This is a genomic window from Corynebacterium sp. MSK204 (assembly GCF_030229885.1).
Taxonomy (GTDB): Bacteria; Actinomycetota; Actinomycetes; order Mycobacteriales; family Mycobacteriaceae; genus Corynebacterium.
This window is the reverse complement of record NZ_JASPGQ010000020.1, coordinates 23,185-29,400: the sequence shown is the minus strand read 5'-3', so window position 1 is coordinate 29,400 and position 6,216 is coordinate 23,185. Positions and strand designations below refer to the sequence as shown.

Sequence of the window (6,216 nt, the reverse complement as noted above, 5' to 3'; positions counted from 1 at the left end):
ATATCCTGCGCAAGGCCGCGAAATATTTTGCTTAAAGCAACTCACTGGTGATCCGCTTCCAGTTTGTCTATGACCACTGAACCGAATACTCGGCTCACACGGATGTGCTGAAGTGCCCCGGGTTTTGTTCCTAGGCATTTGCCTTGATTTCCATTATTTCTCGACTGGGGTGATGTTCCCAAAACTCGGCTTCTACTTCAGCCGGCGTGCGGTAGCCCAAGCTCTGATGGAGCCGTGATTCGTTCCACCAGTTGACGCACTCGAACGTGGCGTTTTCCACGTCGACGACATCGTTCCAAGTGCGGGTATGGATCAACTCGTTCTTGTAGGAGCCGTTGACATTCTCAGCTAAAGCATTGTCGTAGGAGTCGCCAACCGTCTCGGTGGAAGCGGCAATCCCGTGCTGGGCAAGTCGCTCGTTGTAGACCACGCTGACATACTGCGACCCGTGATCCGAATGGTGAATCAAACCCGTTGTTTCCTTGGCACACACGATCGCCTGGTTCAGCGCCTGCAGCGGCAAGGCTTCGGTGCGCATCGAATCCGACAGCGTCCATCCGACGATCCTCCGGGAGTACACATCGGTCACGAACGCGGTGTACACGAAGCCTTTCCTGGTGCGCACATACGTAATGTCCGCCACCCACAGCCGATTGGGACCAGGGGCCTTGAATTCACGATTTACCAAGTCAGGGCGAAGATCCGGGCCCTTGGGTTTGCGCGTTGTGATTGGTGCCCTACCTTTGCCCTTGCCGGACAGGCCAGCGCTGCGCATCAGCCGGGCTGTTTGCTCGCGGCCAATGTCAATGCCCTGGCGGCGCAGCGCGTGCCACATCTTGCGGATTCCGTAGACGCCGTAATTGTCAGCATGAATTTCGCTGATGTACTCAATGAGGGCGGCGTCGCGAAGACTACGGGCACTCAGCCCACGCGCCTTGGATTGGCGGTAACCACGCGACGTGATAAAACCGCCTTCACGGTGGATGTTTAACGTCTGGCAGATGAACTCGACTGAGAAACGATTCCGATGCTCATCGATGAACCGGATCATTTCCGACGTTTTGGGTCGAGTTCCGACGCGAAAAAAGCTGAGGCAGCCTTCAATAGCTCGTTGGTATCCCGCAGTTGTTGATTCTCACGGCGTAACCGCGCATTCTCCGCAGCCAGATCCTCAGGCAAGCGTTCGACAACGCCTCCTTCACGACGAGCGGCCTGCGTCCACTGCCGGGCTGTGTGCCACGACACGCCCAGTTTCGGCGCCACCATCTTGCACGCTTCCTGTGTCGAAATATTCTCCGCCAGAATGCGATCCTCAACAAGGCGGACCACACGGTCCTTCGCATCCTGATCAAACTTCTTCGGCATGTTCGAAGATTTTCCCATCTACTCAAACGGAACAAAACCTGGGGCACTTCATTTACTTATGTGCCACCCCAGTGGGTGGGCTTAGTCCTTGGGCTTAAGCCGGTTTCCTGAGCGGGACGATGAGCGGGTCTCCAGTCTCTGGATCCTCGATGACCCGCGCCCGCAGATCAAAAGCGTCCTGCAGCAGCTCTGCGGTGATGATTTCTGCAGGTGCGCCGGAAGCAATGACCTGGCCGTCTTTCATAACCACAAGATAATCGGAGTAGCGCACCGCTAGGTTGAGATCGTGTAGCACCATTACCACCGTTCTGCCTAGTTTCTGGCGCAGGCTATCAACTAGCTCGAGGATGTCCACGGAGGTCGCGAGATCAAGGTACGTTGTCGGCTCGTCTAGGAAGAGGATGTCGGTGTTTTGCGCCAACACCATGGAGATCCATACGCGCTGGCGTTGGCCGCCGGAAAGTTCATCCAGCGTGCGGCTGGCAAGATCTGCAGAACCGGTTTGCTTTAGGGCCTCGAATACTGCGTCTTCGTCCGTGGAGGACCACTGCCGGAACCATGCCTGGTGCGGGTGCCGGCCGCGGGCCACCAGATCGGAGACCAACAGGCCTTCAGGTGCCACGGGTGATTGGGGCAGGACTCCCAGTATCCGGGCGACGTCCTTGCGCTTCATTTCAGAGATGTTTTGTCCATCCACACTTACGTGCCCTGTACCGAGGTCGAGCAGTCCTGACATGGCGCGCAGCAAGGTCGATTTACCGCAGCCGTTCGGCCCCACGATGGTGGTGATCTTTCCGGCCGGGAACGTGGCGCTGAGATCGCGGATAATGGTGCGCTGTCCGTAGCCCACCGTGACCGAGGAAGCGACGACGCCACCCGCGGTATTTGGTCGGTCTGCGCTTGGCTGGGGGATGGGGGAGGTCATGCGTCTGTGCTCCTAGTGCGTTGAACGAGTAGGTAGATGAGGAAGATGCCGCCCAGTGCGGAGGTGACAATACCCACCGGAAGTTCCACCGGCAGAACCGCTTGGGTGACGATGTCCGCGCCGAGCAGCAGTACTGCGCCGGTAAGCGCCGACGCCGCAAGCGGGGGACTGGGTACGCCACACAACCGAAGGGCCACCTGGGGCGCTACGAAGGCGATGAAGCCGATGGGCCCGGCAGCGGAGACCGCTACCGCAGCCAGAGCTACGGCCAATGCCAACATCGCCACCTGCACGGCGTTGACTCGCTGGCCCAGCGCTCGGGCGAGGTCGGGGCCCAGAGTGGTGGCCAGTGCTTGGTAGGCGATCCAGGCCAGCAACGGGGCGCAGACGATCACAAGGACGGCGATGGGGATGGTGGTACTCCACTCCGACCTCGCTAGGGAACCGGTGAGCCAGAACTGTGCCTGGCTTGCATCCCGCAGCTCCGCGCGGACCATGAGGAAATTAATGTAGGAACTCAGCAGCGCGGTAATAATGATGCCCACGAGGACGAGACGGTAGGAATCGGCTTGGCGTCGCCAAGCCAGCGCCCAAATCACCGTGGCGCTCAGAATCGCGCCCAGCAACGCGGCCAGAGGAATGCCGATTCCGGCAAGCCAACCGGCGAACCCACCGCCACTGCCGAGGACGATGACCGTGACGGCCATGGCGGAGGCACCCGTGGTGATGCCGAGGATATCGGGGCTGGCCAGCGCGTTGCGGGTGACTGTTTGAGTGAGCGCACCGGAAAGCCCCAGCGCGCAGCCGACCGCGATGGCCGTGGCCACTCGAGGCATGCGCCATTCCAAGACCACGAGTTTTTCTACGCGGGATCCTTGCCCTTGGAAAATCACCTCTAGTACTCGGGGAACGGAAATAGGGTAGTCACCCAGCCCGATGGAAAGCGCGCCCAAAAAGACGATGAGCGCCGCGGCGATGATGCATACCAGCACCACCCGCGGGCGCCAGAGGAAGGAGATGGGGCCAGCCCGGAATGGTACCCCGCCCGGCATCTGCCACGAAGTGCTTTGTTTATCCTGTACGGCCTGCGCGGCCTTGTTTCGTCGCATCACAGCGTCATCACCTTCTTTCGGTAGATCAAGGCGATGAAGAACGGCGCGCCAACGAAGGCCAATACGATGCCCACTTGGAGCTCGCCGGGGCGCGCGATGAGGCGGCCCACTACGTCAGCACATAGCAGCAGCGCCGCGCCGGCTAGCGCAGAGTACGGCAAAATCCACTTATAATCTGGGCCGGTGAGCGCCCGGACGATATGGGGTACTACCAGGCCAATGAAGCCCAGCGGGCCCGCCGCAGCCGTGGCCGCGCCAGCTAGCAAGGCGATGATCCCCATGCCGGCCAGCCTTGCGGCCGCGGTATTGATGCCGAGTCCTGCGGCCACGTCGTCGCCTAAGTTCAAGATGTTTAACTGAGGGCCGGTAGCGAACGCCAGGATCAATCCCACCACTATGAACGGCAGGATCCCTAGCGCGATGTTCATATCCCGGCCGGCCAGGGAGCCGACGGTCCAAAAGCGCATCCGGTCCAGGTTATTCTCATTGGTGAGCACGAAGGCGCTGGTGATGGCGCTTAAGACCGCCGACAATGCGGCGCCGCCCAGCACTAAGGACAAGGGGTCGACGGCTGCCTTGCCTGCGGAGGCCAGGCCAAAGACGAGTGCGGTGGCCGCAATCGCGCCGAGGAAGGCTACCACCGCGGTGGCCCACGGGGCGGTGATGCCAAATAGCGCGAAGCTGACCACAACGCTAAGCGCCGCGCCGGAACTGACACCCAGGATTCCCGGATCCGCCAGGGGATTGCGGGTGTGGCCTTGGATTAGAGCACCGGCGACTCCGAGTGCTGCCCCCACGATGATGGCCAGGATGGTGCGCGGCAGCCGCAGCTCAGCTACCACGCGTTGGTTGGTGGACACTTCGTCCTGGCCACCGCGTGCGGCCGGGAGTTCTCGCAGTGCAGTCCACACGTCCTCCGCAGGAATGGAACGGGCGCCATACAGCAAACTGCAAATCGTACCAACGAGGACCAGCAAGAGCAGCGCCCCTAGCCCCAGGAGGCGGGTAGTGCGCACACTCATGGCGCGGCCTCCAATCGCTGCTTCCGCTTGCCGATGCCCCCACGCCCAGCCAATAGTGCCCAGCGAGCACCGGTGCTGCGGAGTGACGCCACGGAAAGTACTGGCTCACAGGTTGCGATGGGATTCCCTAAGTCGCGGGGTGGAGAAAGGTACCTAGCTACTCCCGCTGGGCGGGGAGGGGAGCTGCGCCCGAGGCGTGGCTCAGGCTGTTGCTGGGTGTGATTGTCAATCATGGACAAGCATATTACCGTTTTCATGTAAGGTAAGCCTTCATTTAATTAAAAGACTGTAAAAGTGAAGGGCTGCAAGTCATCGCAACTGGCCCTAGGCGCCCACTATTTAGGTGAAACTCTATGCGGCACCTTTTGTAGTGCCTGTCTCAAAGTTGAGTGTGCTGCATGTGCATCGCATAGACGGTGCCTGGAAATCTTTCGGTGACCAGCGTAACATTGATTATTTAGGCAAGCCTAAGGTATCTTTTTAACGTGCGAGAATATGTCATTGTCTCCAACGATTGGGGAACTTGGTTGCCCCCCCATTTGGGTATAACCAACGAAATATTCTGACCTTTCCCATTCGTGAACGGGCTAGGCCTTGCGCTGAGATCCGTCACCAGTAATAACGGAGAAAAATGACACTCAAGAAAATTCTTGTCGGTACCGCTACTGTTCTGGCTCTGGGCACCGCGGTGACGGCGTGTGCGACTGATGACCAATCCGAAAACTCTGCGGACTCCCAGTCGGTCAATGCCGAGCAAGGCGCATTCCCCACCACCATCGAGCATCGCTATGGTTCCACCGAAATCAAGGAAGCCCCGCAGCGCGTGGTTTCCCTGGGTTACACGGACCAGGACGCGCTGCTAGCGCTCGGAATCACACCGGTTTCTGTGAAGTATTGGGATAGCATGACCCCGGATGGGCAGGCTGCGGGCAACTGGTCTAACGACAAGATCGAGGGAGATACCCCTCGAATCGACAAAGACACAGAGGTCAATGCGGAAGCTATCGCTAAGGATAAGCCAGATCTCATCGTTGCCGTGTACTCGGATATTGATGAAAATACATACAAGAAACTCTCCGATATCGCCCCTGTCGTCGTGCAAAAGGGTGAATATAAAGAGCTGCAGCAACCGTGGGACGTGACCACGGAAGAGATTGGACAGGCCGTAGGAAAGCCTAAAGAAGCAAAACGTCAGGTGGAGCAGGTTAAAGCGAAGTTTGCAGACCTAAAGGACCGTCACCCAGAGTGGGCCGAGAAGGAACTCGGTGTGGCCACCGTCTCTGCCGACAGCCTGGCCGTCTTTGCTGAAGAAGATCCGCGCAGCCGCTTCTTTACCGAGCTGGGGTTCAAGATCAACCCCGCCTACGCGGCAATCACCAAGGATAAATTCTACGGCGAGGTCTCCAAGGAAAACGCTGACCAGGTTGATTCTGACGTACTGGTGTGGGATCAGTTGTCCTACGCTCCGACGCAGGACAAGGCATCTGTTACTGAGGATCCAATCGTGAGCAAGCTACCCGCTGTAAAGGACGGGCACAGTGTCTACTTGGAAGGTGACCTAGAAAAGGCCTTCGGATGGCAGACCGTGCTGAGCTTGGACTACCTGTTGGATAAGATCGAGCAGCCGTTGGCGGACGCCACGAAGTAATAGGAGTCAATCGCTGAACCGCTCCCGCATGAATGTGAGGGGGCGGTTTTCGCTGTGTGGGAAGCCGGTCGCACCGCCGATCCGCTGCCCGGAAGTGCATCGTCAAGCAGCATTTTCTTTGGCCCCCGCACTTTTATAGCTAGG

The 6,216-nt window shown here is 58.9% G+C and carries 5 protein-coding genes; 1 reads left to right on the top strand and 4 read right to left on the bottom strand.

The features are described from left to right. Nucleotides 1-130 precede the first annotated feature (130 nt). The 4 genes from QP908_RS10815 to QP908_RS10800 form a co-directional block, all read right to left on the bottom strand. Nucleotides 131-1,365, bottom strand: a protein-coding gene (locus QP908_RS10815) for an IS3 family transposase (protein ID WP_284772257.1) whose coding sequence is annotated in 2 segments (ribosomal slippage) — nucleotides 131-1,077 and nucleotides 1,077-1,365 — 1,236 coding nt in all. Because the reading frame shifts where the segments join, the coding sequence is not laid out codon by codon here. A gap of 94 nt (nucleotides 1,366-1,459) precedes the next feature. Beyond that, nucleotides 1,460-2,290 (bottom strand): ABC transporter ATP-binding protein, encoded by an 831-nt coding sequence (locus QP908_RS10810; protein WP_284772256.1) that lies wholly within the window; start codon nucleotides 2,288-2,290, stop codon nucleotides 1,460-1,462. Next, complete coding sequence (locus QP908_RS10805) at nucleotides 2,287-3,399, bottom strand: FecCD family ABC transporter permease (protein ID WP_284772255.1); 1,113 nt, start codon at nucleotides 3,397-3,399, stop codon at nucleotides 2,287-2,289. Before QP908_RS10805 ends, QP908_RS10810 begins: the two co-directional genes overlap by 4 nt. After that, the gene (locus QP908_RS10800; RefSeq protein WP_023030273.1) at nucleotides 3,399-4,424 is read right to left on the bottom strand and encodes a FecCD family ABC transporter permease; all 1,026 of its coding nucleotides are present in this window, start codon (nucleotides 4,422-4,424) and stop codon (nucleotides 3,399-3,401) included. Before QP908_RS10800 ends, QP908_RS10805 begins: the two co-directional genes overlap by 1 nt. A 631-nt stretch (nucleotides 4,425-5,055) precedes the next feature. Here QP908_RS10800 and QP908_RS10795 point away from each other — a divergent pair. Next, nucleotides 5,056-6,072 carry an iron-siderophore ABC transporter substrate-binding protein gene (locus QP908_RS10795; RefSeq protein WP_023030274.1) on the top strand — a complete coding sequence of 339 codons (1,017 nt, stop codon included), beginning with the start codon at nucleotides 5,056-5,058 and terminating at the stop codon, nucleotides 6,070-6,072. Nucleotides 6,073-6,216 lie beyond the last annotated feature (144 nt).

What these genes read in the sequence shown, in the direction of transcription:
- QP908_RS10805 (WP_284772255.1), bottom strand. Translation starts at nt 3,399, where the DNA reads ATGCGACGAAACAAGGCCGCGCAGGCCGTACAGGATAAACAAAGCACT.
- QP908_RS10800 (WP_023030273.1), bottom strand. Translation starts at nt 4,424, where the DNA reads ATGAGTGTGCGCACTACCCGCCTCCTGGGGCTAGGGGCGCTGCTCTTG.
- QP908_RS10795 (WP_023030274.1), top strand. Translation starts at nt 5,056, where the DNA reads ATGACACTCAAGAAAATTCTTGTCGGTACCGCTACTGTTCTGGCTCTG.
- QP908_RS10810 (WP_284772256.1), bottom strand. Translation starts at nt 2,290, where the DNA reads ATGACCTCCCCCATCCCCCAGCCAAGCGCAGACCGACCAAATACCGCG.